The 26,505-nt window shown below is 62.1% G+C and carries 29 protein-coding genes; 16 read left to right on the top strand and 13 right to left on the bottom strand.

Annotated features, from left to right (window positions below; genetic code table 11):
- The first annotated feature begins 16 nt into the window (after positions 1–16).
- From ACSSNI_RS18905 to ACSSNI_RS18920, 4 genes are read left to right on the top strand one after another with little or no spacing between them, the layout of a single operon-like run.
- The gene (locus ACSSNI_RS18905; RefSeq protein ID WP_219807516.1) at positions 17–256 is read left to right on the top strand and encodes a F0F1 ATP synthase subunit C; all 240 of its coding nucleotides are present in this window, start codon (positions 17–19) and stop codon (positions 254–256) included.
- Positions 257–283: 27 nt separating this feature from the next.
- Entirely contained in the window at positions 284–1,012 is a 729-nt protein-coding gene (locus ACSSNI_RS18910; RefSeq protein WP_200637462.1) for a F0F1 ATP synthase subunit delta, read from the top strand.
- Complete coding sequence (locus tag ACSSNI_RS18915; RefSeq protein WP_200637464.1) at positions 1,005–2,531, top strand: F0F1 ATP synthase subunit alpha; 1,527 nt, start codon at positions 1,005–1,007, stop codon at positions 2,529–2,531. The genes ACSSNI_RS18910 and ACSSNI_RS18915 overlap by 8 nt, the downstream gene beginning before the upstream one ends.
- Positions 2,528–3,376 (top strand): F0F1 ATP synthase subunit gamma, encoded by an 849-nt coding sequence (locus ACSSNI_RS18920; RefSeq protein WP_200637467.1) that lies wholly within the window; start codon positions 2,528–2,530, stop codon positions 3,374–3,376. The genes ACSSNI_RS18915 and ACSSNI_RS18920 overlap by 4 nt, the downstream gene beginning before the upstream one ends.
- Before the next feature lie 24 nt (positions 3,377–3,400).
- On the opposite strand, the gene phnE (ACSSNI_RS18925) is transcribed toward ACSSNI_RS18920, so the two are convergent.
- From phnE (ACSSNI_RS18925) to ACSSNI_RS18945, 5 genes are all read right to left on the bottom strand, one after another.
- Positions 3,401–4,168 (bottom strand): phosphonate ABC transporter, permease protein PhnE, encoded by a 768-nt coding sequence (gene phnE, locus ACSSNI_RS18925; protein ID WP_200638154.1) that lies wholly within the window; start codon positions 4,166–4,168, stop codon positions 3,401–3,403.
- Entirely contained in the window at positions 4,165–4,998 is an 834-nt protein-coding gene (gene phnE, locus ACSSNI_RS18930; protein WP_200637470.1) for a phosphonate ABC transporter, permease protein PhnE, read from the bottom strand. The genes phnE (ACSSNI_RS18925) and phnE (ACSSNI_RS18930) overlap by 4 nt, the downstream gene beginning before the upstream one ends.
- Positions 4,992–5,837: a phosphonate ABC transporter ATP-binding protein gene (locus tag ACSSNI_RS18935; protein WP_200638156.1), complete on the bottom strand. Its 846-nt coding sequence runs from the start codon at positions 5,835–5,837 to the stop codon at positions 4,992–4,994. The genes phnE (ACSSNI_RS18930) and ACSSNI_RS18935 overlap by 7 nt, the downstream gene beginning before the upstream one ends.
- An 80-nt stretch (positions 5,838–5,917) precedes the next feature.
- Positions 5,918–6,769 carry a putative selenate ABC transporter substrate-binding protein gene (locus ACSSNI_RS18940; RefSeq protein WP_200637473.1) on the bottom strand — a complete coding sequence of 284 codons (852 nt, stop codon included), beginning with the start codon at positions 6,767–6,769 and terminating at the stop codon, positions 5,918–5,920.
- Positions 6,770–7,014: 245 nt separating this feature from the next.
- Positions 7,015–7,191 carry a hypothetical protein gene (locus ACSSNI_RS18945; RefSeq protein WP_234484435.1) on the bottom strand — a complete coding sequence of 59 codons (177 nt, stop codon included), beginning with the start codon at positions 7,189–7,191 and terminating at the stop codon, positions 7,015–7,017.
- A 3-nt stretch (positions 7,192–7,194) separates the two neighbouring features.
- Between ACSSNI_RS18945 and ACSSNI_RS18950 the strand changes: the two genes are divergently transcribed.
- The 9 genes from ACSSNI_RS18950 (at position 7,195) to ACSSNI_RS18990 (ending at position 14,922) form a co-directional block, all read left to right on the top strand.
- Positions 7,195–7,377, top strand: coding sequence for a hypothetical protein (locus tag ACSSNI_RS18950; protein WP_234484436.1), 183 nt, complete (start codon positions 7,195–7,197; stop codon positions 7,375–7,377).
- 83 nt (positions 7,378–7,460) lie between these two features.
- A complete protein-coding gene (locus ACSSNI_RS18955) occupies positions 7,461–7,793 on the top strand; it encodes a hypothetical protein (RefSeq protein WP_200637478.1) in 333 nt (110 codons plus the stop codon).
- A 173-nt stretch (positions 7,794–7,966) separates the two neighbouring features.
- Positions 7,967–9,025, top strand: a complete 1,059-nt coding sequence (locus tag ACSSNI_RS18960) for a M4 family metallopeptidase (RefSeq protein ID WP_200637480.1) — start codon at positions 7,967–7,969, stop codon at positions 9,023–9,025.
- A gap of 21 nt (positions 9,026–9,046) precedes the next feature.
- Positions 9,047–9,370 (top strand): protealysin inhibitor emfourin, encoded by a 324-nt coding sequence (locus ACSSNI_RS18965; RefSeq protein WP_102834981.1) that lies wholly within the window; start codon positions 9,047–9,049, stop codon positions 9,368–9,370.
- 66 nt (positions 9,371–9,436) lie between these two features.
- Positions 9,437–10,324 (top strand): NAD(P)-dependent oxidoreductase, encoded by an 888-nt coding sequence (locus ACSSNI_RS18970; protein WP_200637482.1) that lies wholly within the window; start codon positions 9,437–9,439, stop codon positions 10,322–10,324.
- Complete coding sequence (locus ACSSNI_RS18975; RefSeq protein ID WP_200637485.1) at positions 10,321–11,103, top strand: hydroxypyruvate isomerase family protein; 783 nt, start codon at positions 10,321–10,323, stop codon at positions 11,101–11,103. Before ACSSNI_RS18970 ends, ACSSNI_RS18975 begins: the two co-directional genes overlap by 4 nt.
- Before the next feature lie 126 nt (positions 11,104–11,229).
- Entirely contained in the window at positions 11,230–12,576 is a 1,347-nt protein-coding gene (locus tag ACSSNI_RS18980) for a spinster family MFS transporter (protein ID WP_102834978.1), read from the top strand.
- Between the two features lie 128 nt (positions 12,577–12,704).
- On the top strand, positions 12,705–13,970 hold the full coding sequence (locus tag ACSSNI_RS18985; protein WP_200637488.1) for an Hsp70 family protein: 1,266 nt from the start codon (positions 12,705–12,707) through the stop codon (positions 13,968–13,970).
- A 55-nt stretch (positions 13,971–14,025) separates the two neighbouring features.
- Positions 14,026–14,922: a CHAD domain-containing protein gene (locus ACSSNI_RS18990; RefSeq protein ID WP_200637490.1), complete on the top strand. Its 897-nt coding sequence runs from the start codon at positions 14,026–14,028 to the stop codon at positions 14,920–14,922.
- A 30-nt stretch (positions 14,923–14,952) separates the two neighbouring features.
- Here ACSSNI_RS18990 and ACSSNI_RS18995 read toward each other — a convergent pair whose 3' ends face one another.
- From ACSSNI_RS18995 to ACSSNI_RS19005, 3 genes are all read right to left on the bottom strand, one after another.
- A complete protein-coding gene (locus ACSSNI_RS18995; RefSeq protein ID WP_159967407.1) occupies positions 14,953–15,366 on the bottom strand; it encodes a DUF6306 domain-containing protein in 414 nt (137 codons plus the stop codon).
- A gap of 69 nt (positions 15,367–15,435) precedes the next feature.
- Positions 15,436–15,987: a peptidylprolyl isomerase gene (locus tag ACSSNI_RS19000; protein ID WP_200637493.1), complete on the bottom strand. Its 552-nt coding sequence runs from the start codon at positions 15,985–15,987 to the stop codon at positions 15,436–15,438.
- 64 nt (positions 15,988–16,051) lie between these two features.
- Entirely contained in the window at positions 16,052–16,984 is a 933-nt protein-coding gene (locus ACSSNI_RS19005; protein ID WP_200637495.1) for a LysR family transcriptional regulator, read from the bottom strand.
- 66 nt (positions 16,985–17,050) lie between these two features.
- On the opposite strand from ACSSNI_RS19005, the gene ACSSNI_RS19010 reads away from it, so the two are divergent.
- Both ACSSNI_RS19010 and ACSSNI_RS19015 read left to right on the top strand, forming a co-directional pair.
- A complete protein-coding gene (locus tag ACSSNI_RS19010; protein WP_200637497.1) occupies positions 17,051–17,371 on the top strand; it encodes a 3-phosphoglycerate kinase in 321 nt (106 codons plus the stop codon).
- Between the two features lie 180 nt (positions 17,372–17,551).
- Positions 17,552–18,892, top strand: a complete 1,341-nt coding sequence (locus ACSSNI_RS19015) for a DEAD/DEAH box helicase (RefSeq protein WP_200637501.1) — start codon at positions 17,552–17,554, stop codon at positions 18,890–18,892.
- Positions 18,893–18,937: 45 nt separating this feature from the next.
- Here ACSSNI_RS19015 and ACSSNI_RS19020 read toward each other — a convergent pair whose 3' ends face one another.
- Positions 18,938–19,234 (bottom strand): hypothetical protein, encoded by a 297-nt coding sequence (locus tag ACSSNI_RS19020; protein WP_102834970.1) that lies wholly within the window; start codon positions 19,232–19,234, stop codon positions 18,938–18,940.
- Positions 19,235–19,388: 154 nt separating this feature from the next.
- Here ACSSNI_RS19020 and ACSSNI_RS19025 point away from each other — a divergent pair, with 154 nt between their 5' ends.
- Complete coding sequence (locus ACSSNI_RS19025) at positions 19,389–19,769, top strand: transcriptional regulator (RefSeq protein WP_200637504.1); 381 nt, start codon at positions 19,389–19,391, stop codon at positions 19,767–19,769.
- A gap of 46 nt (positions 19,770–19,815) precedes the next feature.
- Here the strand turns inward: ACSSNI_RS19025 and ACSSNI_RS19030 are convergent, their stop codons facing one another.
- From ACSSNI_RS19030 to egtB, 4 genes are all read right to left on the bottom strand, one after another.
- Positions 19,816–21,918, bottom strand: coding sequence for a glycoside hydrolase family 5 protein (locus ACSSNI_RS19030; RefSeq protein WP_200637506.1), 2,103 nt, complete (start codon positions 21,916–21,918; stop codon positions 19,816–19,818).
- A gap of 493 nt (positions 21,919–22,411) precedes the next feature.
- Positions 22,412–24,163: a S8/S53 family peptidase gene (locus ACSSNI_RS19035; protein ID WP_448259964.1), complete on the bottom strand. Its 1,752-nt coding sequence runs from the start codon at positions 24,161–24,163 to the stop codon at positions 22,412–22,414.
- On the bottom strand, positions 24,160–25,125 hold the full coding sequence (gene egtD / locus ACSSNI_RS19040) for an L-histidine N(alpha)-methyltransferase (protein WP_200637507.1): 966 nt from the start codon (positions 25,123–25,125) through the stop codon (positions 24,160–24,162). The genes ACSSNI_RS19035 and egtD overlap by 4 nt, the downstream gene beginning before the upstream one ends.
- Positions 25,126–25,128: 3 nt before the next feature.
- Positions 25,129–26,424, bottom strand: coding sequence for an ergothioneine biosynthesis protein EgtB (egtB, locus tag ACSSNI_RS19045; protein WP_200637509.1), 1,296 nt, complete (start codon positions 26,422–26,424; stop codon positions 25,129–25,131).
- Between the last annotated feature and the right edge of the window lie 81 nt (positions 26,425–26,505).

Here is a 26,505-nt window from a genome sequence, read left to right on the forward strand (position 1 = left end):
GTGCACATTGGACAACATGATCGAAATCGTCAGCATCATCGCCGCGGCCATCGCCGTTTCGTTCGGTGCGATCGGGCCGGCGCTGGCGGAAGGGCGTGCGGTGGCGGCGGCCATGGACGCCATCGCCCGTCAGCCAGAATCTGCCGGCACGCTGTCGAGAACGCTGTTTGTCGGCCTGGCGATGATCGAAACCATGGCCATCTATTGCCTGGTCATCGCGGTGCTGGTGCTGTTCGCCAACCCGTTCATTCAGTGAGCGTGGCGACCCGATGAAGCTCGATTGGTGGACCCTCAGCCTGCAGCTGATCAACGTTCTGGTATTGATGTGGTTGCTGTCGCGTTTCCTGTTCAAGCCGATTCGCAGATCATCGTCGAACGGCAGCGTGTGGCGGCCGAACTGCTCGATCAGGCCGCCGCGGCGAAGGCCGATGCGCAGGCGCTTGATGCCAGTGCCGTTGCGGCGAATGAAGCGGTTGCCCAGACACGAGCGGCGGCGCTTGAGGCCGTTCAACAGGAGGCTGACGCCATGCGCAGCAAGCTGTTGCGCGAGGCCGAAGCCGGCGCTGCGGACAGTCGTGAAAAGGCGATGCAGGCGCTGCAGGACGACCAGCGCGCGGCACGTCGGCGGGCTGAGGCAGACGCGGCACAACTGGCGCTCGATATCGCCAGAAAACTGCTGGCGCGCTTGCCGGCGGATGCTCAGGTCAGCGGCTTCGTCGAAGGGCTGGTGGCGGAGCTGGCGCGGTTGCCCGAGACCCTTCGCGACAATCTGCGCCAGCCAGCACAGCGATTCGAGCTGCACGCGCCGCGTCCTCTTGAGCAAGCCGAGCTCGCCCAAATCCAGCAGGCGCTTGCGACCGCCCTGGGGCAGCCGGTGACGCTGGACGTCATGGTCGACGTCACGCTGGTCGCTGGGCTGGAACTGACCGGAGGCGCGGTGGTGGTGCGCAACAGTTTTCGTGCCGATCTGGACCGCTTGAAGAACGAGCTGCTGGACGCCGAGCATGCCTAATCATCAACACAACACCTACGACTGGCTCGCGCGTAGCCGTGCAGCTCTTGACCGCGTCCGGCTCGGCGCCGAGGCTGGTGAAGTGGGTCGGGTCGAGCAGGTAGGTGACGGTATCGCTCAGGTTTCAGGGCTGCCCGGCGCGCGCCTTAACGAATTGCTGCGTTTTGACGACGCCGGTTTCGGTTTCGTGCTGACGCTCGACGCCGAGCGTATCGGTGTCGTGTTGCTTGACGAAGCCAGCACCATCGCCGCCGGGTCGCGTGTCTATGGTACCGGCGAGGTGCTTCAGGTGCCGGTAGGCCCCGAACTGCTGGGCCGTGTGGTGGACCCGTTGGGGCGGCCGCTGGACCGCGACGAGCCGATCGAAGCTCGGCAGTGGCTACCCATTGAGCGGCCGGCGCCCGCCATCATCGATCGCGACCAGGTGCGCGAGCCGGTGGAGACCGGCGTACTGATCGTCGATGCGCTGTTTGCGATAGGGCGCGGCCAGCGCGAACTGATTATCGGCGACCGCGCCACGGGCAAAACCTCGCTGGCCATCGATGCCATTGTCAACCAGAAACACACCGAACTGATCTGCGTCTATGTGGCGGTTGGCCAGCGAGCCAGCGCAGTGCAGCAGGTGATCGAGGCCGTGCGTGAGCACGGCGCGGCGGAGCGCTGCGTGTTCGTGGTTGCGTCGGCATCAGCCTCGCCGGGCATGCAGTGGGCCGCCCCCTTTGCCGGCTTCAGCATCGCCGAGTACTTTCGCGACCGAGGCCAGCATGCGTTGATAGTCCTCGACGACCTCAGCAAACATGCCGCGACCCATCGCGAGTTGGCCTTGCTGACCCACGAGGCGCCGGGCCGCGAAGCCTACCCGGGGGACATCTTCTACCTGCACGCGCGGCTGCTGGAGCGAGCCGCCAAGTTGTCCGCAGAACTCGGTGGCGGCTCGCTGACCGCTTTGCCGATCGCGCAGACCGAGGCGGGCAATCTGTCGGCCTACATACCGACCAACCTCATCTCCATCACCGATGGCCAGATCGTTCTGGACAGCCACCTTGCTGCCGCCAACCAACTGCCTGCGGTCGACGTCGGGTTGTCCGTCAGCCGGGTCGGCGGCAAGGCGCAGGCGCGCATTCTGCGCGACGTGGCTGGGCGAGTTCGTCTGGAGTACTCCCAGTTCCTCGAGCTGGAGTTGTTCACCCGGTTCGGCGGACTCAGCGACAATCGGGTAAAGGCGCAGTTACAGCGCGGCGAGCGCAGTCGGGCGCTGTTTGCCCAGCCACGGTTTGCCGCCTTGCGCCGTATCGATCAGGTGGCCCTGCTCGCGGCCTTGTCCGACGGAGTTTTCGATGCTCAGCCGATCGCCATGTTCAAGTCCCTGCGCGCACGTCTGCCATCCTGGCTGGATGCGCGGGCTACTGCGTTATCCCAGGAGGTCGAGCGCAGTGGTCAGCTGAACGATGATCAGCGCGCCGCGCTGATAGCTGAAGTCGCGGCCTTGTGCCGCGAGCTGGCGAGTACCGCGACGTGAGCAGTCGCCTCGGGGAGTTGGCCCAGCATCTTGATACCACCCATGAGCTGGCTGGCGTGATTGGCGCCATGCGTGGGATTGCGGCCGCCCGCTCGCACGATGCACAACAGCGGTTGGCGGGTGTTCGGGCCTACGCCAGTACGCTGGGCGAGGCTATCGGTAAAGGGCTTGGGCTTCTCGAAGAGCTTGATCGGCCTGGCACACCGAAAAATGGGGCGCAGGCTCATCTGTTGCTTGTGCTTTGTGCAGAACAGGGCTTTGTCGGCACCTTCAACGACCGCCTGATCGACGCTGCGGCGGACGGTCTGCGGCGCTTGCCCGGTGACTTGCTGGTGGTGGGTGCGCGCGGTCAGGTCAGTACCGCCGATCGCGGGCTAAAGCCGGTCTGGTCGGCGCCCATGGCGGTCCATCCGGATGAGGCCCAGGCGCTCGCGGGGCGCATCGCCGAGGCGCTCTACACCCGACTCGACCCGAAGCGGGTGACTCGCGTTTCGCTGGTGCACGGCATGCCCCGGCAGGCTGGGAAACAGGCGATCGTCACGCGCTCATTGTTGCCGTTCGATTACTCGCGCTTTCCGGTCGAACCCGGCGAGCGGTCGCCACGGACACATCTCGAACGTGGTCAGCTGGTGTTGCAGTTGGCTGAAGAATACGTCTATGCCGAGCTGTGCGAGGCGCTGATGTTGTCCTGTGCCGCAGAAAATGAAGCGCGGATGCACGCGATGATCACCGCTCAGGACAACATCAACCGTCGCCAAGGTGAGTTGCATGCCCAATTCAGTCGCGTTCGGCAGGACGAAATTACCGATGAAATCATGGAGCTTTCGTCGCAGCGCCTGTTCTGAAGGTCTGCCCGGTGGGCGACTCGATTATGCGCGGACCCAGCGCTGGCGGGCCCAGCCACTCAATGCATCGACAGCCAGCACCATCAGCAGCATGGCCAGGATTACCGTCGATGCTTGCGCCTCCTGGAACAGGCTGAGGCTCATGTAGAGCATCTGGCCGAGGCCGCCGGCGCCAACGAAGCCGAGTACGCTTGCCATGCGGATGTTGTTTTCCCACCGGTAAAGGCTGTAGGCGACGAGCTGCGGCCACAAACCCGGCAAGGTGCCGTAGCAGAACGCGGTGACTCGACCGCTGCCGGCCAGTCGCAGCGCGTCGCCTGGTGCGCTCGGTGTGTTTTCCAACGCTTCGGCGAACAATCGCCCCAGCACGCCGGCCGTATGCAGCGCCAGCGCCAGAGTTCCTGCGTTCGGCCCAAGCCCCGCCGCCAGTACCATCAATGCGGCCCAGACCAGTTCGGGGATCGCCCTCAGCGCATTGAGCAGCAGCCGCGCCGCGCCTTTGCCAAACAATCCGAAACGTCCGGCCGCCGGCAGCGCCAGCAGCAGGCCAAGCAATGCTGCCAGTAAGGTGCCGATGGCCGACATCGCCAGGGTTTCCAGCGCGCCGTAACCGATGGCGCGCAAGTGCGGGGCCGACAGGTCGGGACTGAGAAAACCTGTGGCGTATTCGCCCATGTGCGCGAGGCCTTCGCGGCTGAACAACGCGCTGGCTTCGAGCTGCAGATAGCTAAACGATCCGAGCACTGCGATAACCAGGAGCAGCGGCAGGGCGTAGCGCGCGAGCGGTTTCAGACGTACCTCCGGCGCAGCTGCTGGCTGAGCAGGTCGGCCAGCAGCACCAGCACGAGGAAGGTCAGCAACATGCTCGCCACTTCGCCGCCGGCGAACATGCGGATCGACAGGTCCATCTGCTGGCCCAAACCACCCGCACCGACGAAGCCCATCACCACGGAAGCGCGGATGGCGCACTCCCAGCGGTAGACGGTATAGGAGAGCATTTCGCCGGTGGCCTGCGGTAACACGCCGTAGGCGAAGGCCTGCAGGCGCGAACCGCCAGCGCCAATCAGTGCGCGAGTGGGCAGCGGATCGACCGACTCGAAAATTTCCGCATAGACCTTGCCGAGCATGCCGGCATAGGTGATGGCAATGGCCAGTACCCCTGCGGTAGGCCCGAGCCCGACGGCGCGGACGAAGAGCAGTGCCCAGACGATCTCAGGGACGCTGCGCAGCAGAATCAGCAGCCCTCTGACTGGCCAACGCAGCGCCTGCGCCCACCAGTGAGGACGACCGCCGCGGCTGACCGCTGAGATCGACAAGGCGCGGGTCGCCAGCAGGCCGCAGGGGATGGCCACGGCGAGGGCCAAAGTCATGCCGGCGGTCGCGATGGCGAGCGTTTCCAATGTTGCGCGCCCGAGCAGGCGCAAGAACGCGGCATCATGAGCCGGAGGCCAGAATCCGGACAGGAAACTGGCCATGATCTCCGCGTTGCTGCCATCGAAGAGCACACCGATATCCAATTCGCTCAACGACAAGCCCGGCCACAGCAGCGCCAGTGCCACGAGGGTCAGCACCAGGCGTGAGCGGGCGGCGGGGTCGCGCTGGGTGAAGACTGGGTTCAGCATCGAGGAATTTGCAGAGGCTGGCCGGGCATCGCCTGCAAGACTGCCGCATTGCCCAGTTGCTCATTGGCATAGAGCGCTTCGAGTTCGGCCGGCATTACCTGGCTGGACGGCTTGTCAAAGAGGATGCGGCCATCGCGCACGCCAATCACCCGAGGAAAATGCTCCAGTGCCAGCTCAACGGCGTGCAGGCTGGCCAGTAGCGTCGCCTGGCGGCTCATGGCCTCGCGGTTGAGCACATTCAGTGAATAGGCAGCGAGCACGGGGTCCATCGCCGAGACCGGCTCGTCTGCCAGGATCAGTTCCGGGCTTTGGTAAAGCGCGCGTGCGATGCCGACTCGCTGCAGCTGCCCGCCAGAAAGCTGATCGCAACGGGCATAGAGTTTGTCCGCCAGATCCAGCTTGCCCAGCGCCTGCGCAGCACCATCCTTGTCCAGCGGATAGACCAGGCTGAGCAAGCTGCGTACCAGTGACCATTGGCCGAGCCGGCCGGCCAGCACCGAGGTGATCACCCGTTGCCGTGGCGGCAGCGGTGGCGCCTGGTGAATCAGGCCGATACGTGAGCGCAGCTTCTGCCGGGCACCTGCTGAAAGCGACCAGGGGCGGTCACCGAGCACGTCCAGTTGCCCAGTGACCGGTTCTAGATGAGTGGCAAGCAGGCGCAGCAAGGTGGTCTTGCCTGCGCCCGAGGGGCCGATCAGCGCAACCCGCTCGCCTTGAGCGATCTGCAGCTCGATATCGTGCAGTGCGAGCTGTCCACCGGCATGCCGATAGCTGACGCCGGCCAGCCGCAGGGCGGATTTGGCCGGAGACTCATCACTCTCGAGCAAGCCAGCAGACATTGTTGCATGGCTCATTCAAACGCACCCACTTACCCTGGCTTCAGAAACACGGGAGGCAGAGGTGCTACGGCTAGCTGGGCTCACTTCAACAGGCCAGCGGCGCGCGCAGCTTCCTCGATGCCTTCGTAGTTTTCCGGGCGGGTTTCGATGAAACGGGTGGCCGCTTGCAGATCGAGAATCTTCTTGTGTTCCGGATTCTTCGGGTCGAGCTTAAGGAAGGCGGTTTTGATCTTTTGGACCAGCGCCGGGTCCAGGTTGCCGCGTACGGTCCAGTTGTAATCGTAGTAGGGCGGCGTGGTGGAGATTACCCGCACCTTGTCGGTATCGACTTTGCCAGCCGCGACCAGCTTGTCCCAAACCGAGGCATTGAGTACGCCACCATCGGCCTTGCCAGCCTGGACCCATGCTGCCGTGGCGTCATGCGCACCGGAATAGGCGATGCGTTTGAAGAACTGCTCGGGATCGATGCCGTCCTTGATCATGAAGTAGCGCGGCATCAAGCTGCCCGAGGTCGAAGACACGGAGCCAAACGCAAAGGTCTTGCCTTTGAGGTCCTGCAGGGTCTTGACCTCAGGATCTGCAGTGATGAATTTACTGGTGAATTTCTCGTCCTGTTCCCGCTGTACCAGCGGGATCGCATCGCCGGTCTTCAGGTGAGTCTGGACGAAGGTGAAACCGCCGAGCCAGGCCAGGTCGAGGCGGTCGGACGCGAGGGATTCGACCACCGCAGCGTAATCGGAAACCGGGGTGAACTTAACCGGCATGCCCAATTCTTTCTCGAGGTATTCGCCCAGTGGTTCGAACTTGCGGATCAGCTCGGTCGGGGCTTCGTCGGGAATGGCCGATACGCGAAGGACGTCGGCAGCATGGGTGGTGGTAATAGACAACGAAAGGGCAAGGCCGGTAACGGCTGCCAGGGTGCGCTTCAGCATTGTGGTTCTCCGGTTCAATAGCGGAAAAAGCGCGCGGATTATAGAGGTAGAAGGCGTCGACAACGCAAGCATCTGGCCGAGATGGCTTAGTCGTCCGCCGAAACGAAAGCTGGGCGCCGGGTGTAGCAGAGCTTGGTGCGCTGTCTGTCCGGTCGGGTGGATGACGTCGATCAACACATGCTCAGTTCATGCAAAAACCTAAGCGAGTGGTGGCATTTAGCTATTTAAGTGCCATCAAGGGTTGATTAGACTTCGCCGCCTTCAGGGTCGAGGGTTACGACATGAGTGAGTTCAAGGAAGAAAATCGGAAGCTTCATGCGCTGCGAAAACATATCGACGTACTCCTGGCGCACGGGGCCGTTATCACTCAGCGGGATCCGCTCGTCCTCCTTGATGGCGGACAGGTGCTTCGGGTCGACCACGGCATGCTCATCAGCTATTACAAATCCCTCGCATTGATTGAGCCGACCACCGACGGGGAATGGCCGGATTCGTTGCTCGAGATGGCTGCCGATCTCTGCTGCCATCAGCTCGACGAAGCCATCGAAGCCGGGCTTGAAGACAATCCGGAAAGCGGCGCCTCGGCCAGGCAAGGCCAGGCGAGCTGATGCTGAGGGTCAGCCGGCGCTTATCCGTCGGCTAGGCAGGAAGACCCCTATGCTACCGCCTTCATGGATGATGGATTTTTGATTTGAAATCAGCTCAGGACAAGCGTGTACTCCATACGCTCCGCAAACAGGTCGACGCGTTGCTCGATGTCGGCGCGGTCATCACCTCGACAGATCCGCTAACCATTGTTACAGCTGGCGAAACCCTGACAATGAAGCATGGAACGCTTGTCGGCTACTCTCAGATCCTGGACTTGATCGAACCGGTTGCTGACCACGAGTGGCCGGAGGCCTTGCGGCAAATGGCTATTGATCTCTGCATCAAGCAGCTCGACCAGGCAATCGAAGCGTTGAACAACGGTACCGCACCCGCCGAGACGCAGCTTGCCGCTAACGACAGCGCAATCATCGGCTGAACTCCCTCTCTGCACTCCGCCGAATCAAAGCACCCCTATGCAGCTTGCCGACTGTGGCTTTTGCTCTAGCCTGCTCAAAGCAGACATTGAAAAACAGCCGGCACGACATCGCAGCGCCTGAAGCAGCCTAATCTGAATAGACGCCCGCAAACGATCTGACTGAAGGGGAGCCCATGCACAATTCAAGCATGCGCCACAGCTTCATTCCGCCCTACATACTCGACCGGATCATTGCGCACGGCTCGGAGTGGCAGCGCGAGCGGGCCCAGGAAACGCTGGTACAGGTGCGCGCTCTGCTGCCCAATCCCGGGCCACCCAAGCGACAGCCAAGCGTCACCGTGCTGCCTGAGCGAGGTCGGCCGGGCGAGCCGCGCCGTAGCATTCACGATGCGGCGCAACAGATGCTGTTACCGGGCGTGCTGGCCAGAATCGAGGGTCAGCCGCCAGTGGGCGATTCGGCCGTCGACGAGGCCTACGATGCGCTCGGCAAGACCCACGCTTGTTTCTGGCAAGTGTTCGGTCGCGACTCGATCGACAACCATGGCTTTCCGCTTATCGGCACGGTGCACTACGGTGTTGGCTACGAGAACGCCTTCTGGAACGGCGCGCAGATAGTCTTCGGCGATGGTGACGGCGAGATATTCAACCGCTTCACGCTGTCACTGGATGTGGTGGCGCATGAGCTTGCCCACGGCATCATCGAGAGTGAAGCCGGGCTGCTGTATCTCAATCAATCCGGTGCCTTGAACGAATCTCTATCCGATGTGTTCGGCGTGCTGGTCCGGCAGTTCAGCCTCCAGCAGACAGCTCAACAGGCCGACTGGCTGATCGGCGCCGAGTTGCTGACCGACAAGGTGAAGGGCTCGGCATTGCGCTCGATGGCCAATCCCGGCAGCGCCTACGACGATCCGCTGTTGGGCAAGGACCCGCAGCCAGGGCATATGCGCGACTTCATCGACACCCGTGATGACAACGGCGGCGTGCACCTCAACTCTGGCATTCCCAATCACGCGTTTTATCTCGCCGCCCAAGCCCTCGGCGGCTACGCCTGGGACAAGGCCGGGCGCATCTGGTACGACACGCTCTGCGATCAGAGACTGGCCAGGGATGCGGATTTCATCGCGTTCGCCAGTTTGACCATCGAAAACGCAATGATCCGTTTTGGCGTCGGCAGCAGCGAGGCGCAGACGGTCAGGCAGGCATGGGCAGATGTCGGTGTTCTGGTGCGGTAACGGGCCCAACGAGGAGACGTGATGAAACAGTTACCAGCGCTGGGCACGGATGCCACCGTTCGCCTTTCCAGGCAGGGCGGGTTCGCCGCGATGCAGGCGCTTTCTCGGCCACGTGAGATCGATTTCGCCAGTTGCGATGAGCAGCAGCGGGGGCAGGTTTGCTCTGTCCTTGAGGGCTGCCTGCCGCTGGCGAGTGCCACCGCCGGGCAGGGTGATCGTCGTTATTATCAGATCGAGCTCCGCTACCGGGAAAACGACCGTGACAGCGAGTTGCTGCTGCAGGTCCCGGAAGAGCTGGCCCCAGGTGAACTGGTGCGGCTCTGGGACAAGGGCAAGGTGCTCTGACCGGTTTGGCTGCCAGCGTCATTGCGACGCTAGAATCCCATCCCCGGTATTCAAGGAGCCATCCCCATGTCTGATTTGCCCTCTATCGCCTTTGCTGGCATCGGCCTGATGGGATTGCCGATGTGTCGACGACTCCTCGCGGCCGGCTATCAACTGACGGTCTGGAACCGTTCCCCCGAAAAATGTGCGCCGCTGATCGAGGCCGGGGCGAGGCAGGCGGGCAAGCCTGCCGACCTGTGTCGCGACGCGGACGTCGTACTGCTCTGTCTGGCCGATACCGCGGTGGTGCGAGAGGTGGTGTTTGGCGCTGGCGGCATCGTTGAAGGTGCTCGGACCGGGCAGCTCTTGGTCGATCATTCCAGCCTGGAGCCAGCCGCCACGCGCGCCATGGCTGCCGAACTCGAGTCTCGGAGCGGCATGCGCTGGGTCGATGCGCCGGTGTCCGGCGGAACGGCAGGCGCCGAGGCGGGCAGCCTGGCGATCATGGCAGGCGGGCGCGGCGAAGATATCGAGCGGGTTCGACCTGTATTGGCGCACCTCGGCCAGCGGCTGACCCACATGGGCGATGTCGGTGCCGGCCAGGTCACCAAGGCCTGTAATCAGATGATCGTCGCCTGCAATGCGCTGGTCATCGCCGAGGTGGTGGCTTTGGCCGAACGCTCAGGTGTTGATGCCAGCCGCATTGCGCCGGCCTTAGCCGGTGGTTTCGCCGATTCCAAACCGCTGCAGATCCTCGCTCCGCAGATGGCTAACAGCGAGTTCGAACCGGTGAAATGGCGGGTTCGCACCCTGCTCAAGGATCTCGACACGGCCGTGCAGCTCTCCCGCGAAGCAGGCAGCGCCACGCCCATGACCGGGCTCGCCGCACAGTTGATGCGCCTGCATGGCAGCGGGGGCGAACTCGAAAATGATCCCTCTACGCTGGTCACGATGTTCCGGGAGCAAAAGCAATGAGGATCGCCGCCAACCTGTCCATGCTGTTCAACGAACTGCCCTTGGCAGAGCGAGTCCTGGCCGCCCGGCTTGCTGGGTTCGACGGTGTGGAAATTCAGTTCCCTTATGAGCTTCCGGCGATTCGCCTGAAGGAGCTGCTTGAGCGTGCGGGTTTGCCGCTGGTGCTGATCAATCTGCCGGCCGGTGATTTCATGCAGGGCGGTGCCGGGCTGGCGGCGGTGCCGTCTCGGCAGGCTGAGTTCGACGCGGCCCTACAGGAGGCATTGACCTACGCGGCCATGGCGCGGCCGATGTGCGTCAACGTACTGCCCGGCCGGCTGGCCGAAGGCGTGACGCTTGAGCAGGCACTGGAAACCCTGGCCGGCAACCTGCGCAAAAGCGCCGAGGCGTTCGCACCTCTGGGGGTGCGAGTGGTCTGCGAGGCGATCAATCCGCTGGACATGCCGGGTTTTCTGATCAACACCCCGGCGCATCTGCAAGCGCTGCTGGAGCGCGTCGATCATCCCAATTGCCAGGCACAGCTGGACCTCTATCACATGGCCCGACAAGGGCTGGATGTTGCTGCTGGGATAGCACTGCTTGGCGCCCGGATCGGGCATGTGCAGTTTGCCGACTGTCCCGGCCGAGGGGCGCCCGGCACGGGCTCGATAGCTTTCGGGCCGTTGCTCGACGCCTTGCGATCGGTGGGCTACACCGGCTGGTTGGCGGCCGAATACCGCCCCGACAGCCCGGATACTTCGACCGGCCTTGGCTGGCTGGAGGCTTGGCAGCAGAGCTGAACCGTCGCATCGACCGGCATCAGCGAAAATGATGGTGACAGACAGACGCCTGCGAGAACCCTAGAGTCAGTTTCGAGAACCGGTCGGCACACGGCCGGTGCATAACAATAAATCGAGAGCGACGTCATGCAGCCATCCACCCAAGCCGCGAACGCCTGGCGCGTCCTGTTCCTGCTGTTTCTGGCCAACCTGTTCAATTTCTTCGACCGCACCATCCCGGCGATCATTGCCGAGCCGATCCGCCTGGAGTGGGACCTCAACGACTTCCAGTTGGGCCTGATCGGCACCGCCTTCACCATCATCTATGCGATCGCCGGCGTGCCGCTGGGCCGCATGGCCGACATCGGCTCGCGGCGCAAGATCATGGGCTGGGGCCTGACCGTCTGGAGCGGCCTGACCGCCGTCAACGGTCTGGCCTGGAATTTCTGGACCTTTCTGTTGGTACGCATGGGCATCGGCATCGGTGAGGCCAGCTATGCGCCCGCTGCCAACTCGCTGATCGGCGACCTGTTCCCGGCGCACAAGCGGGCTCGGGCGATGGGCATCTTCATGCTCGGTCTGCCGCTGGGGCTGTTGCTGGCCTTTTTCACCATCGGCTCGATGGTGGAGTACTTCGGCAGCTGGCGCGCGCCATTCTTCATTGCTGCAGTGCCTGGGCTGGTGCTGGCGCTGTTCATCTTTTTCGTCAAGGAGCCACAGCGTGGTGCGGCGGAAACAGTGAAGGTGTCGCAGACGCCGGTAGAACAGCCGATTCGCAAAGTGTTTGCGATCCGCACCTTCTGGTGGCTGGTGCTGGCAGGGCTGGCGTTCAATTTCGCCACCTACGCCTGTAACGCCTTCATGGTGCCGCTGCTGATGCGCTATCACGCGGTGCCGCTGGTGGAGGCCTCGATCGCCACTGGGGTGATCGTCGGCTTGACTGGCTTGATCGGGTTGACCCTCGGCGGTTGGGTCGCGGACAAGATCCACCAGCGCTTCGCTCGTGGCCGTCTGATCTTCGCCGCCGTAAGCATGCTCATCGCGACCGCTCTGACCGGTTATGCATTGCTCGCCGGACGGATCGAGGTTGGCGTGTTCGTTGCGGTCTTCAGTATCGGCTGGCTGTTCTCCTACAACTTTTACACCTGCGTCTACACCGCCATTCAGGATGTGGTCGAGCCGCGTCTGCGTGCGACCGCCATGGCGCTGTTCTTCGCCGGGCTCTATCTGCTGGGCGGCGGCATGGGCACAGTGGTAGTGGGGCTGCTGTCGGACCATTTCGCCGAGTCGGCAATGCTTGCCGCAGGCGCCAGTGAGATGAGTGAAGTGTTCCGGGCCGAAGGTCTGCACGGGGCCATGTACCTGATTCCAGCCTCGCTGCTGCTGACCATGGTGTTTCTGTTCCAGGCATCGCGCACCTTCTGCCATGACTCCAAGCGCATGACGGACGGCATGACCGACTCCGCAGCCGCGGCCGAGCCGGCACTCGCCTAACGGCGCGCCGCTGCGACAGCACTCGGCTGTCGCAGTGGTTTGCTTGGTTGAGATCGCCGACGATTGGCCTGCATTTGCCGGCCGGCTCGCATAAACTGCGCGGCCGTTTTTGGTAGTCCGGACCGCACATGCACAACCCGTCTCCCGCCCGCGCCTGCGGCATCGACTTCGGCACCTCCAACTCCACGGTCGGCTGGTGGCGTCCCGACGCTGAGCCACTGTTGACCCTGGAAGGCGATCAGCAAACCCTGCCCTCGGTGGTGTTCTTCAACGTCGAGGAGCGTCGTCCGGTGTACGGTCGTCTGGCCCTGTCCGAATACCTTGAGGGCTACGAAGGGCGCCTGATGCGCTCGCTCAAGAGCCTGCTGGGCTCCAAATTGCTGAAGAGCGAAACCACCGTGCTGGGCAGCGCGATGCCGTTCAAGGACATCCTCGGATTGTTCCTGAGCACGCTCAAACAGCGCGCCGAAAACCAGGCCGGGCGCGCATTCGATGAGGTGGTGCTGGGCCGTCCGGTGTTTTTCGTCGACGACGATCCGCAGGCAGACAAGGATGCGGCCGATACCCTGGCTGCGGCTGCCCGGAAGATCGGCTTCAAGGATGTCTCGTTTCAATACGAACCCATCGCCGCAGCGTTCGACTACGAGTCGCGCATCGAGCGGGAAGAGCGGGTACTGATCGTCGACATCGGCGGCGGTACCTCGGACTTCTCGCTGGTGCGGCTGGCGCCGGAACGTCGTCAGATCGATGACCGTCAGGACGATATCCTCGCCACCTCGGGCGTGCATATCGGCGGTACCGATTTCGACAAGCAGCTCAGCCTGCAGGGCGTAATGCCGCTGTTCGGATACGGCAGCCGGATGAAAAGCGACGCGCCGATGCCCACCAGCACCCACCTCAACCTGGCGACCTGGCACACGATCAACGCGGTGTATGCGCCGGCTTCGCTGCGTGCGCTACAAAGCATGCGCTACGACATCGTCGACCCCACCGGAATCGACCGGCTGTTCAGTCTGATCGAACAGCGCGCCGGGCACTGGCTGGCGATGCAGGTAGAACAGGGCAAGATCGAGCTGACTGACCATGAACGCTTCCAGATCGACTTCGCACGAATAGAACCCGGCCTTGAAGCCACTCTCACACGTTCTGTATTCGAAACGGCGATCGACCCCCTGCTCGAACGAATCCGCGCCAATGTCAGTCAATTGCTGATGAGTGCTGGGCTCAAGCATGAGGACATCGACACGGTCTTCTTTACCGGTGGTTCCAGCGCGATCCCTGCGCTGCGCCAGAGCGTCGCCGCTTTGCTGCCGCGGGCGCGCCATGTCGAAGGCAATCGCTTCGGCAGCATCGGTAGCGGCCTGGCCATCGAGGCGCGCAAGCGCTACGGTTGAATCGCCCGTCATGCCTGCTGCCTGAGCGTGGCAGCGGGCCTGAATGGGAGTTGTCATGGGCTACAAGCTGCGTCCGCAAGACCCTGCAGCCGAGGTGCGAAAAGTCGCTCGGCAGGGCATCGACAAGGCCATTGAGGCGCTGAGCGTTGCACCTGAAGAACGCGCCGAAGGGGTGCATCAGGCGCGTAAGCGGTTCAAGGAGCTGCGGGCGCTGCTGCGTCTGGTACGCAAGCCGCTGGGGGACGAGTTCCAGCGTGAAAACCATCGTTTGCGGGATCTGGGCCGCGCCCTGGCCGAGTCGCGTGATGCGACGGCCATGCTGGAAAGTTGGGATGCCCTGGCAAAGCGATTTCCGAGCCTGTTCGCCGAGGCAGATTTCAAAAAGACCCGACGTCGCCTGCAGGCGCGGGCGAAGCAGGCTGAAAGCGGCGCTACCGACCTTGATACGCGCATCGGCGAGGTCATCGATCAGCTGCAGGATGCGCGCAGCTGTGTCGACACCTGGCCACTCCAAACTAAGGGCTTCGACTTGCTGGCTGGCGGCGTCAAGCGCACCTACGCCGACGGTTGTGCTGAGCTGGCCAAGGCCCGGCACGATCTCAGCGATGAGCAGCTCCACCAATGGCGCAAGCGGGTCAAGGACCACTGGTACCAAACGCGCTTACTGGCGCCGAGCTGGCCGAAATTGATGCAGCTGCGCAGCGACTCGCTCAAGGAACTGGCAGATCTGCTTGGCGATGACCACGACCTGGCGATGATGACGGAGCTGATGCAGGCTCAACCAGCGTTGTTCGGTGACGACACACTGCGTGAGCGACTCGGCACAGCCGTAGCCGAGCGCCGCAGCGAGTTGCAGAGCGCCGCGCTCAAGCTGGGCGAGGAAATCTACGCGGAGGCGCCGAACGAGCTGGTGGCGCGCTGGCAGCGCTATTGGAATGGCGCCAGCGGCTGATAGACACTGGTCTGCCCAACGAGCCAGGCATCAGGCCGCCTGGCTGTTGATCTCGTGAATCTTGAGCATTTTTTCCAGCTCGGTGCGGACGAACTCATCGTTGCAGCCGGGCAGGTATTCGCGCAGCTTGCGGATCACCCATTGCTGACCGCGGTCGACGAAGGTCAGGCGCTCATCAAGCGATTCGATAGCCATCGCCTTGCCGTAAAACGCGCCGGTCTCGCGGTTGGGCTCGATGTTCAGGTGGTTCATGCAGTTGAGCACCAGCCGGCAGCTGTCGACCTCGCCCTGGCGGATCTGCTCGAGTAGCTTTTGCTGGGTTGGATCGTTGCACTGCTGCAGGCTTTCACCGGCGACCTTGGCCCCGGCACGCTCCGCGCTCAGCAGGTCCTGGAGCAGTTTTGCTTCCCCTTCCGTGGTGTTCAGCGGGCTCTGTTCACTCATGTCAGGTCTCCTGTTCAGCAAGCCGGTGCACGGCGGCTGCCGTGCACACTGTCGACCGAGGTCGAACGGTCAGAGTTTCTTCGCAGAGATGATCTTGACCGGCGTCAGCGGCACGTTCTGCATCATGCTGCGGTTGCCGGTGGGCACCTGAGCGATCTGGTCGACCACATCCATGCCGCGGACCACCTTGGCGAACACTGCATAGCCGAAGTCGCGGGTGCCATGGTCTAGAAAGTCATTGTCGCGGTGGTTGATGAAGAACTGACTCGTGGCTGAGTCGACGTTCTGCGTACGAGCCATGGCCAGCGTGCCGCGTACGTTGTGCAGTCCGTTGTCGGCTTCGTTCTTGATGGGCGCGCGGGTCTTCTTCTGGCTCAGGCCTTCGTTGAAGCCGCCGCCCTGGATCATGAAGCCTGGAATCACGCGGTGAAAGACAGTGCCGTCGTAGTAGCCGCTTTCGACGTACTCGAGAAAATTCTTCACGCTGACCGGGGCCTTTTCAGCCTCCAGTTCGATTTCGATTTCGCCCATGCTGGTGTTCAGCAGTACGTGAGGATTCTCCGCAGCGAGCAGGTTGCCGGCGAGCAGCAGTGAGCAGGCGGCAAGTACGAGTCGTTTCATGGTCTATATCCTGATATGGGTAAGCCTGGGTCTGCCCGTCTATGCAGGCCGGTAGCAAGGTGCCTTAGCCATCGTGCGAGTGATTGCTTACCGGCTGAACAGGCGATTGCGCTTGTGCATCGTACGTCCTGATCAGGTCGATGAGAATCTGTGTGGCCGGGCCGAGCGGTTTGTCGGGGTTAGTGTAGAGGTAGAAAAGCGGCCGGCGAATGCTGCCCTGGACCAATGGCAGCGGCTTCAGGGCACCTTCGGCCAGTTCGCGATGGATCATGTGGCGGGGCAGCCAGGCAAAGCCCAGGCCGCTGCTGACGAAGCCGACCGAAGTGGCCAGGCTGCCGACCGTCCAGCGCTGTTCGGCGCCCAGCCAGCCGATGTCGCGAGGCTGACGCTGGCCGGAATCGCGCACCACCACCTGCATCTGACTTTGCAGATCCTGAACGCTGAGTTTGCGCTGCAGTTGATGCAACGAGTGGTTGGGGTGGGCGACGGCGACGAATTCGACGGTGCCCAGTTCCTGGCCAAGATAGCCAGTGATATCCAGGCCGCTGATGGCCAAATCCGCTGTGCCGTCCTTGAGTACCTCTTCAACACCGGACAGTACTTCTTCGCGCAACCGCACCCGACAGCCGCGGCTCTGCGGCATGAAGGCGGTCAACGCGCGGATCAGTTTGGCGTTGGGGTAGGCGGCATCGACGACCAGCCGCACCTCGGCTTCCCAGCCTTGCTCCATGTGGTGGGCCAGCTCTTCCAGCTGACCGGCCTGGTTGACCAGTTGCCGGGAGCGGCGCAAGAGCACCTCGCCGGCATCGGTCAGCACCGCCTTGCGACCCTCGATGCGCAGCAGCGGCACCCCCAGCTGTTCCTGCATGCGGGCCACCGTATAGCTCACCGAAGATTGCGAGCGATGCAGTATTTCAGCGGCCTGAGCGAAGCCGCCGTGGTCGACCACGGCCTGCAGGGTTCGCCATTGATCGAGGGTCACACGTGGCACTTTCATTCCATTGCTTTCCTGTTGCGTCGGTCTGGTACGCTGGCGGTCGCCAATTGGAGGAGCCCATAACAAATGAAAAGACTCTGCTTCGCTGCGCTCGTCATCTTCCCACTGAGCGCAGTCGCCGTCAGCTATCCCGTGGAGCTCGAACAAGAGCTTAACGGCGCCGAGGTGCTGGCGAGCACCGAGACCATCGACCGCGACATGGCCGGACTGGTGCTGCAGAACTTTGGTGAGGGCCCTGTGGAGTGTACCGCCGTGTTTCGCAATGGGCCGGAAATGCCGCGCACTCGACGTATTACGCTCGAGGCGGGAGAGAGCAAGCCCATGACCGCCAAGTTCAAGCGCGACGTGATCAAGCTACGCGTCAAGTTGACCTGCGAATCTCAATGACGTCGGCATGACACGCACCCGTCACCGAGCCAGCGGTGAACGCCCGGTGGCTTTTCTCTTGCTGACCATCTGACCGTAGCGGCCGGCTAGCCTGTCGCCGCGCTGTACAAAGACGCCTCTGCGCGCGTCGAACGGGTTACTCTATGCCACGTTTTTTTCGACTTGCTTGAGGTGTCACCCTTGTTTGACCAATTCGCCCTCCACGAACGCCTGCTCAAGGCGGTCGCCGAACTCAAATTCGTCGAGCCGACCCCGGTGCAGGTGGCGGCCATTCCCCCCGCGCTGGAAGGGCGTGATCTGCGGGTGACGGCCCAGACCGGCAGCGGCAAGACCGCCGCCTTCGTCCTGCCGATGCTCAATCGGTTGATTGGCGATGCCGTGGTGCGGACCGATGTGCGTGCGTTGATCCTGCTGCCGACCCGTGAGCTGGCTCAGCAAACACTCAAGGAAGTCGAGCGCTTCTCGCAGTTCACCTTCATCAAGTCGGCGATGATCACTGGCGGCGAGGACTTCAAGGTCCAGGCCGCCATTCTGCGCAAGGTGCCGGACATCCTCGTTGGCACGCCGGGGCGGATGATCGAACACCTCAATGCCGGCACCCTGATCCTCAAGGATGTCGAATTGCTCATCCTTGACGAAGCCGACCGCATGCTCGACATGGGCTTTGCCGAAGACGTACAGCGACTGGTCGGTGAATGTGACAAGCGCCAGCAGACACTGCTGTTCTCGGCCACCAGCGGCGGGGCGGCGCTACGCGAGATGAGTGCCGCCGTGCTGCGGGACCCGCTGCACCTGCAGCTCAACCGCGTTAGCGAGCTCAACGAAGGTACGCGCCAGCAGATCATCACGGCCGAAAACACCGAGCACAAAGAAAAACTGGTGCACTGGCTGCTGGCCAACGAGACCTACAAGAAAGCCGTGATTTTCACCAACACCCGCGTGCAGGCCGACCGTCTGTATGGCCGGTTGGTAGCCGAGGGCGTGAAGGCCTTCGTTCTGCACGGTGACAAGGATCAGAAAGACCGCAAGCTGGCCATCGATCGGGTCAAGGAAGGCGGGGTCAAGGTGTTGGTGGCAACCGATGTGGCCGCGCGCGGATTGGACATCGAAGGCCTGGATCTGGTGATCAACTTCGATATGCCCCGTTCGGGCGACGAGTATGTGCACCGTATCGGCCGCACCGGTCGCGCCGGAGCTGAAGGTCTGGCGATCTCGTTGATCTGCCATAACGACTGGAATCTGATGTCGAGTATCGAGCGCTATCTGAAGCAGCGCTTCGAGCGTCGGGTCATCAAGGGGCTGAAAGGCAGCTATGGCGGCCCGAAAAACCTCAAGGCGTCGGGTAAGGCCGCCGGCACCAAGAAGAAAAAAGACGACAAGAAAAAGACTGCTGACAAGAAGGTCTCAGCCAAGCCGGTAGCCAAGCGTCCGAAAAATGCCAAGCGCGAAGCGCCGGCGTCATCGGTCGTCAGTCAGGACGGGCTCGCCCCTCTACGGCGTAAAAAGCCCGCCGCAGAGTGATCTGCAACAGCCGGGGCGGCATCACGGCCCTGGCTCGTTCCACCCCTATCGCTCTTCTGCTGGTGCTATAGGGGCCTGCTTCTCCGCCTGCTCCACGTGCTTGATGCGTTTTTCGTAGGCTTCACATTCGCTGCCGAGCTGCTCGGCAGTCTGCTTGATCTCCATATCGCGCAACTCTTCGTTGATCTTCGCGGCACGCTTCGGATCACTCTCGGTCAGGGCGTTGACGCGGTCGGCCAGCTCTTTGGCCTTGGCATTGATCTGGTCGGTGGTGCATTGGTCGGCGAACACTGGCTGGCTGGCCAGCAGGGCGAGGGTGAACGGGACGATCAGACGTTTCATGGTGCGCTCCTTAATTAACGACCTAACTGGTGGATCGCACCTGGCGCGCTTTAGTTCAGCCTATTGCGGTTGCGCTGGATCGAACCATGCCGCGGCGGATGGGGTCCGAATAGCGATGGCCGCCTCCCCGAAGCGGCGCAACAGGAGAACGGACATGACCTACGACTGGGACTTGATGCTACGCCTGCTGCGCGAAGCGCAGAAATCCGGAAACGAGAGCTTCACGCCACGTCAGTACGCTGACGAGCATGCCCTGGCGGCGGAAGAGGCCGGTCAGCCGATGCCCAACATGGCTTCCTTGAAGGCCGAAGCGCAGAACTACGAGAGCCTGCTGTTCGAGGGCGGATACATGGTGGCGCGTCCAGAGGAAGAGGGCGGCAATGGCGAGAATTTCGTGCTCACTGATCGCGGTGTACGCCTGATGGAGATGCTAGAGGGTGGTGCGGGTCGAACCGAGAACCGTCGCCGTCTCGATGAAAAAGGTGAGGCGGCGTTGGTCCCGGAAGTATTCGACGGTGTCGCGACGGCAGGCTAGTACTTAAACGAAAGTCGCCCCGCAGCGACGGGGCGCCGATCGTGCATTATCGCAGCGGGCCAACGGCCCCGCAGGATTTGTTCGCTGCGTGCTTCTGCAATATGGGCAGCTGGGGACGAGGCTTGCCGCTTTTCACGTCCAGTGACAGCGCATAGTCGCCCCACCAGGGGCCGGCGGCCCAGTAGGTGCTGGGAATGCAATGCTGGCCCAAATACTTGAGCATGTTGTCCATGGCAACCACGGCCGAGGGAGAGAAGTCCGGCGCCCCGTGCTCACCGATGAAGCCACGCAGGCGATACCTGTTCAGCCACTCCACAAAGGGTTTCGCACGCACCACACCAATCATGGGGTCGTATTTCTCGTATCGGTTGGTGTAGTAGCCCGAGTAATCCTTGTCGAAGTAGAGATGCGCCTCGAACATCAGGTTGTTGTTCGGGTCGCGCATCCACGCGTCCTTGACCAGCTGGGTGTTGTAAGACGGCCAGTGGAAGGCACTGGACCAGCGATCACCGGCGATGACCACCCACTTTTCGGCATCGATGCTGCGGATGCTTTTTGCCGCTGCCAGCGCGGCGGTAGGCCACTTGCCGTTGGTGGTGTGTGGCTCGTTCATCAAGCCATAGCCATAAACGGCCGGATGGCTGGCAACCTTTTGTGCAATGCGTCGCCAGGCATCGGCAAACGCGCTCACCGGCACCTCGTTGGAGCCGATCATCTTGCCGTGATAGCGGTAGTAGTTATGCATGTCGAGGATGACCTGCATGTTGTATTTCTTCGCATGGTCGAGCGTTGTCAGCATGCGGCGGAGTTCGACGCTGTTCAGCTCACCGTTGAGTCTTGGCTGAATTCGCTCCCAGCGAAAAGGCAGGCGGACCAGCTTCAGGTTGCGCTCGGCGTAACGCTTGAAGTCGGCTTCACCCGGGTAGATGTACTGCTTCAAGTACACCCCTGGGAGTCCGACATCTGCCCCGAACTCTGCCCCGGCTAAGTTGATCCCGACCAGGTTGATCGGGTTTTCCGGCGCTGCGTTCCCTGCCGCTGGCGTGCTGCCGACGCTGGGGCTTGTATTGCTGAAGCCGGTGCTACTGACCGAGAGGGTGCGGGGATAGCCCACCGCCTTGCCGTTGATGGGCCCGCCATCGACCATGACGGTCATGTTGCCGCCGGAGTGGTAGATAAGGTTGATGGTGCGCACCTGGCCATCGAAGAAGCGGATTTTCGCGCCCTTGTGGAAGGCCGCCTTGTTCTCCGCCGTCGCCTTGACCGAGACGCCGACGAACTTGCTGGTGTTGTAAATACCGTTGACGAAATCGCCGCCGTTAAAGGCGTTGAGTGCTGTCGTCATGGACGAGCCGGTCGCAGGCTGGCTAACGATCGGCTCTGGCGCCGGAGCAGCGGGCTTGCTTGGAGCAATTGGCGAAGCGGGGGCACTGCTGCTGGCGGTGGAGAACAGCTTGTTCGGATGCCCGAGCTTGCCGTTCAGCGCCGCGCCCGCAAGCATCACGCTCATGTTCTTGCCGGATACATACACGGCGTTGATCTTGCGCACCTGCCCGTCAGCCAGTTTTACCGAGGAGCCGACCTTGAATGCCGAACGGTTCGCGCTGTTGGCGGGTATGGAGAAGCCAGCCGACTTGCGCCATACCCCGTTCAACCAGTCGCCGTTGGTGTAGTTGTTGATGGCAGTGACGTGGGTCGAGGTGCTGCTGAGCTGGTCGCGGCTGCTAACCGAAGGTTTTCCATCGGCCACCGCAGCCGTACCTAACGCCGCAACGGTTTTCGGGTGACCATTTTTCGACGCGTTGAGGGTGGCTCCAGACAGCATCAGGCTCATGTGGGCGCCGGAGTAATAAATCACCTTGATGGTGCGAACCTGACCGTCGGCCGTTCTGACCTGAGCGCCTTTCCTGAAGGTTGCTTTGTTGGCGGCCGTGGCCGGTATGGACAGGCCGGCCGACTTGCGCCAGCTGCCTTTGAGCCACTCTGGGCCGGTGAAATCATTGACCTGGGCCGTGGCGACAACTTGTTGGGTAGTCACAGTGGCAGTGGCTGCTTGGGCAGGCTGGATTGGGCTTAAGCCTATACCTGCAGCGAGCAGGGCGGCACTGAGTAGCACGTTACGTGTGCAGACCGTCGTTTTGAAGAGCATTGAAATCTCCGGAACTTAATACGACAAAGGGGCTTAACCCTTTAAAAAGTGCGGAGGCATCCAAGGACCCATGCATCGAACGAAGCACCGACCACTGACGCCACCATGCAACGCGTTTTCGCGCCGGAAGTATCGTGGCGTCGCGTGCATAGTCTTTATATAGATGCGGGATTAATTACTGAAGTTAAATTGGCGCCATTAAAAGCAACTGTTGGCGAGGTAATTAATAGTTTTACCTATATGGCCACTATTGTGTGGCAGTTAAATATCAAATTGATTCTATCGATTAACTGTTTGAATTCATTGTGCTTATAGTTGCGTAGAACAATTTCGAGCGCCCAGCGGAGCCTTATCCGCCGCTTCGCTTACACGCCTCGCTTATAGCGCTCGTCTTGTTTCAGAGTGTTTCAAAGCTGATGCTCATGAGCTTCTGGTCATGAAGTGCGCTGCTGCTGAGTGTCAGCGCGGCGTTCCAGCAGAGGGGAATCGGTTCTCAGCGCACGTGCTGCAAACTGTCGACGGTCAATTCCAGTGCTTTGCGCATATCCAGACGGGCCGAGCGGCCAATGTCCTGGTTGTCGAGCCGGTAGCTGCGCTCCGATGGCAGGATCGGGGCTGTCAGGTCGTCGCCTTCGACGGCTTCGAAATCGCTGTTGCGGCCGATGGTCAGCGCGCTTCGGCGCAGCAGTTCGCGCAGCTGTTCAGGCTCCAGGGCCGGGTTAATCGATAGCATCGCACCGACTACCCCGGTGACCATCGGGGTGGCGTACGAGGTGCCGCAGTGCACTTCGCCGCGCTTGCCAGGTTCCAGCGTCGCGGCGCGGGTGCAGGCCGACGCGGTGATGTCGACGCGCATATCGATGTTGGAGGACGGGCGCTTGGTGACGTAGGAAGGATGCTCGACCGGCACGTCCTTGGTGAAATCACGCTGGTGAGCACCCACTACCAGGAGTTGTTCTGTGATGAACGAGGAGGGCAGGCGGTAATCGTCCTGACCGGAATGGGCCGAGCCATTGCCCGCCGAGTTCACCACCACCACATCTGGATGCTCGCGGCGCAACCAGAGAAAGAACTCTTCGAGCAGCTCTTCGTAACCGCTCATCGCGACACCGGAGCGCACCAGTGAATCGATCTCCTCTCCGTCGATATCGAGTGTGCCAACGCGGTGAATACCCCAGCTCCAGTTCAATACCCTCACGCCGTCTTCGACCAGATTGACCGAGGCCGCGACGTTGGCGGTGATGCCTGCGTCCGAGTTGCGCTCGACGATGACCTCGAACCCTGAACTCGCCGGCTCCAATGCGCTGAGAAAGCCGCTGTCGCCAGGGTCGACGCTGCGTGCCGCGAGGATGCCGGTAACGCTGGTGCCATGATCGGCTGGGGAAGCCGCATCACGGGCATAGACGCAGGTTCGTGGCTTGGCAGGGTCACAAGGGCCAAGGTAGGCGGCGAATTCGGGCGAGTCGAAGTCGACGTCGCGTTCAACAATGCCGATGCGCACCGGGTGAGTGCTGATCGGCGGTTTTTTCGCGGGCAGGCGATGCAGGTAGAAGTCCACTGCATCGAGAAAGCGGTTGGCCACCCATTCGCTGTTGCGCGGCTTGCTTTGCTGATCCTCCTCCACCGGCTCCTCGGCGCCGGATTCCTCCACGACCACAGCATCCACACTCGTCTCGCTGCCTAGGCGCAACACCAGCGCGTCACGTTCAGTCAGGTTGCTGGCCGGCAGACGCAGTTGATAGGTATTGAGCGGGGCGATGGCGCCGACGACTTCGGCGCCGTACTTCGTCGCCAGACGCTGCGACTCCTCGAGCCCGTCGTGATCCTCTTCGATGATCAGGCTGACCAGGTTCACATAGGTGGTCAGGCCGTCCATGTTCTTGGCGACGGCATCGGGGCCGGCGGCCAGCACATGGCTGCCATTGAGCGTAAGCCAGACCGGGTTGCTGCGGCGCCCGCCCTGTTCCAGCCAGAGGGGACCGCTCTGATGACCGTCCGGGCTCAGGGTCAAGCGCAGTCGGCCGCCATCTTCCTGGCGGATATCGACTGCCTCGCCGCTCAGCCTCACTTCAAGGCTGCTTGAGTCGAGCCCTTCGCTTCGCAGGCAATAGGTCAGCTGTTCGGTGGAAAACAGATCACCGCAGCGCTGCAGATCCTTGATCCGCAGCGGTTGTTCTGCTGCCGTTGCGGTGCCGAGTCCAAAGGTTAGAGCGAGAGCGCTCAGGCGGTAGATGAATGGCCTCACGGACGGCGTTGCAGGTAATGCACGCTGAACAACGCCTGGGCATCGGTCCACTGGCCACTGCAGTCGAAACCAGCACTATTGGCCAGATCGGCAAATGATTGCAGGGTGTACTTGTAGGAGTTCTCGGTATGAAGGCTTTCGCCGGCATCGAAATGAAACCGCTGCCCTTCGATGGTCACGTCCTGCGCCTCGCGGCTGATCAGGTGCATCTCGATCCGCGAGTCCTGCTCGTTGAAGAAGGCCTGGTGGGCGAAGCGCGATGGATCGATGTCGCTGTCCAGCTCGTGACGAATGCGCTGCAGAAGATTGAGGTTGAATGCGGCGGTGACATGCGCGCGATCGTTATAGGCGGCCTCCAGTACGCTGCGCTCCTTGACCAGATCGACGCCGATCAGCACGCCACCGCCGGGCGGCAGAATCTCGTGCAGATGGCCGAGCAGCTTGCGCGCTTCCAGGGGCGTGAAGTTACCGATGCTGGAGCCCGGGAAGAACACCAGTGGATGATGCAGGGTGAAGTCGTCTGGAAGCTTCAGTTCATCGGAGAAATCAGCGCAGGCGGCGTGCACTTCGAGCCAGGGATAGTCCGCGGCCAGGCGCTGGGTGCTGGTGAGCAAAAAGTCTTCGGAAATATCGATGCCCAGGTAGCTGACCGGGCGCAGACCCTCCAGAAGCAGGCGTACCTTGCGGCTAGCGCCGCTGCCCAGCTCGATGAGGTCGGTCTGCGGGCCGGCGATCTCAAGAATGTCATTCGCCACGTCGGCGAGGATCTTTTCCTCAGTGCGGGTCACGTAGTACTCCGGCTGCAGACAGATCTGCTCGAACAGCTCCGAGCCGCGCCGGTCGTAGAAGAACTTCGGCGAGATCCGCTTGGGCGAGGCAGCGAATCCCGCCAATGCCTCGTCACGCAATGACGTGTCGTGGGTCGGCTGGGTCTGGTCATGAAAATGGACGGCTAGTGCCATGGGTCATAGCTCCCTGGCCAGGCGCAGCCCGGCGAATTGCCAGCGCATCGCTGGTTGAAAGAAGTTGCGATAGGTCGCGCGGATGTGCGCCTCGGGTGTTGCGCAGCAGCCGCCGCGCAACACCATCTGGCCAGACATGAACTTGCCGTTGTATTCACCCAGGCTGCCTTCCAGTGGATGGAAGCCCGGGTAGGGACGATAGGCACTGGCGGTCCATTCCCAGACGTCACCGAACAATTGCGCCGGCCCTTCATGCGGCACGCTGGCAGCAACAGGTTGCAGATAGTCGCTTTCCAGAAAATTGCCGCGCCGGGGCTGGTCGGTGGCAGCCACCTCCCATTCGGCCTCGGTAGGCAGGCGGGCGCCGGCCCAGCGCGCATAGGCATCGGCCTCATAGAAGCTGACGTGGCAGACCGGCGCCTCCAGGTCCAGCGGGCGCATCCCGCCAAGTGTCATTTCATACCAGGCGCCGTCATCGCGGTGCCAGTACAGCGGCGCATTCCAGCCGTGCTGGCGAATATGTGTCCAGCCGTCAGACAGCCAGAGCTCGCTGCGCGCGTAGCCGCCGTCGGCAATGAACGACAGGTATTCGCGGTTGCTGACCAGGCGGTCGGCCAGCTGGAAGTCCTCGACGAACTGCCGATGCCGCGGCGTCTCGCAATCGAAGGCGAAGCCATTGCCAGCATGGCCGATGTGGTGCACACCGCCGGCGTAATCGTGCCAGCGAAGACGTTCGCTCTGCAGCGCAGGGGGCGCTTTCAGGTCGTCCCGGTAGACGGGGTGCAGCGGGTTCTGCGCAAGGATGTGCTTGATGTCCATGAGCAGCAGTTCCTGATGCTGCTGCTCATGCTGCAGCCCCAGCTCGACGCGGCGCACGATTTCGGCGGCGTGCTCTTGTGGGGGATTGACCAACAGCTCGGCCATGGCGCGGTCGACGTGATGACGAAAACGGTAGACGTCGTCTACACCGGGGCGGGAGATCAGCCCGCGCTGAACCCTTGGAAAAGGCGTGCTGTGGGTTTCATAGTAGGAGTTGAACAGGTGATCGTAAGCGGCATTCAGCGTTTTGTAGCCTGACTGATAGGGCTTGAGCAGAAAGGCTTCGAAGAACCAGCTGATATGCGCCAGATGCCATTTCGGCGGGCTGACATCAGGCATGCTCTGGATGACGTAGTCCTCGACCTGCAACGGTGCGCAAATCGCTTCGCTGGTGGCGCGAACCTGCTGGAAGCGCCGCAGCAGATGATCCATCTCGGCCAGGGCCGGTTGCTGCTTCGGCTGTTGTGCCAGGTTACCCATGGGCATCCCCCCGATCGATGCATGGAGCGGCCAAAAACCGCTTCTATAAGCGACCCGAAGCGAGGCGCAAAAGTTTCTCGC

It is taken from the genome of Stutzerimonas tianxiuensis, assembly GCF_053470365.1.

Coding starts and splice junctions, on each gene's coding strand:
- ACSSNI_RS18905 (WP_219807516.1), top strand. CDS start 17: ATGATCGAAATCGTCAGCATCATCGCCGCGGCCATCGCCGTTTCGTTC.
- ACSSNI_RS18915 (WP_200637464.1), top strand. CDS start 1,005: ATGCCTAATCATCAACACAACACCTACGACTGGCTCGCGCGTAGCCGT.
- phnE (WP_200637470.1), bottom strand. CDS start 4,998: ATGCTGAACCCAGTCTTCACCCAGCGCGACCCCGCCGCCCGCTCACGC.
- ACSSNI_RS18935 (WP_200638156.1), bottom strand. CDS start 5,837: ATGTCTGCTGGCTTGCTCGAGAGTGATGAGTCTCCGGCCAAATCCGCC.
- ACSSNI_RS18940 (WP_200637473.1), bottom strand. CDS start 6,769: ATGCTGAAGCGCACCCTGGCAGCCGTTACCGGCCTTGCCCTTTCGTTG.
- ACSSNI_RS18950 (WP_234484436.1), top strand. CDS start 7,195: ATGCTCATCAGCTATTACAAATCCCTCGCATTGATTGAGCCGACCACC.
- ACSSNI_RS18960 (WP_200637480.1), top strand. CDS start 7,967: ATGCACAATTCAAGCATGCGCCACAGCTTCATTCCGCCCTACATACTC.
- ACSSNI_RS18965 (WP_102834981.1), top strand. CDS start 9,047: ATGAAACAGTTACCAGCGCTGGGCACGGATGCCACCGTTCGCCTTTCC.
- ACSSNI_RS18970 (WP_200637482.1), top strand. CDS start 9,437: ATGTCTGATTTGCCCTCTATCGCCTTTGCTGGCATCGGCCTGATGGGA.
- ACSSNI_RS18975 (WP_200637485.1), top strand. CDS start 10,321: ATGAGGATCGCCGCCAACCTGTCCATGCTGTTCAACGAACTGCCCTTG.
- ACSSNI_RS18980 (WP_102834978.1), top strand. CDS start 11,230: ATGCAGCCATCCACCCAAGCCGCGAACGCCTGGCGCGTCCTGTTCCTG.
- ACSSNI_RS18985 (WP_200637488.1), top strand. CDS start 12,705: ATGCACAACCCGTCTCCCGCCCGCGCCTGCGGCATCGACTTCGGCACC.
- ACSSNI_RS18990 (WP_200637490.1), top strand. CDS start 14,026: ATGGGCTACAAGCTGCGTCCGCAAGACCCTGCAGCCGAGGTGCGAAAA.
- ACSSNI_RS18995 (WP_159967407.1), bottom strand. CDS start 15,366: ATGAGTGAACAGAGCCCGCTGAACACCACGGAAGGGGAAGCAAAACTG.
- ACSSNI_RS19000 (WP_200637493.1), bottom strand. CDS start 15,987: ATGAAACGACTCGTACTTGCCGCCTGCTCACTGCTGCTCGCCGGCAAC.
- ACSSNI_RS19005 (WP_200637495.1), bottom strand. CDS start 16,984: ATGAAAGTGCCACGTGTGACCCTCGATCAATGGCGAACCCTGCAGGCC.
- ACSSNI_RS19010 (WP_200637497.1), top strand. CDS start 17,051: ATGAAAAGACTCTGCTTCGCTGCGCTCGTCATCTTCCCACTGAGCGCA.
- ACSSNI_RS19020 (WP_102834970.1), bottom strand. CDS start 19,234: ATGAAACGTCTGATCGTCCCGTTCACCCTCGCCCTGCTGGCCAGCCAG.
- ACSSNI_RS19025 (WP_200637504.1), top strand. CDS start 19,389: ATGACCTACGACTGGGACTTGATGCTACGCCTGCTGCGCGAAGCGCAG.
- ACSSNI_RS19030 (WP_200637506.1), bottom strand. CDS start 21,918: ATGCTCTTCAAAACGACGGTCTGCACACGTAACGTGCTACTCAGTGCC.
- egtD (WP_200637507.1), bottom strand. CDS start 25,125: ATGGCACTAGCCGTCCATTTTCATGACCAGACCCAGCCGACCCACGAC.
- egtB (WP_200637509.1), bottom strand. CDS start 26,424: ATGGGTAACCTGGCACAACAGCCGAAGCAGCAACCGGCCCTGGCCGAG.